This window comes from Tritonibacter sp. SIMBA_163 (genome assembly GCF_046535935.1).
Classification (GTDB): Bacteria; Pseudomonadota; Alphaproteobacteria; order Rhodobacterales; family Rhodobacteraceae; genus Epibacterium; species Epibacterium scottomollicae.
On the sequence record NZ_JAWJBP010001360.1, the window covers coordinates 1 to 235 of the forward strand.

At 57.0% G+C, this 235-nt stretch carries 1 protein-coding gene; it reads left to right on the forward strand.

The features are described 5' to 3' along the window. Positions 1 to 235: mechanosensitive ion channel domain-containing protein (locus tag R0J92_RS26720; RefSeq protein ID WP_411053908.1), on the forward strand; the 235-nt coding region annotated here is incomplete at both ends.

Consider the following 235-nt stretch of genomic DNA (forward strand, 5'->3'; position numbering starts at 1 on the left):
CGGCTGGTCTTGATCTGTCGTCTCTGGCGATCGTCGCTGGTGCGCTGTCGGTTGGGATCGGCTTTGGCCTGCAGACCATCGTGTCGAACTTCGTCTCCGTGATTATTCTGTTGATCGAGCGTCCGGTCTCCAAAGGGGATTGTATCAATGATCGCGGGCTTATGGCCTACGTGCGCGACATCTCTGTTCGCTCGACCCTGATTGAGACCTTCGACCGCACCGATGTGATTGTGCC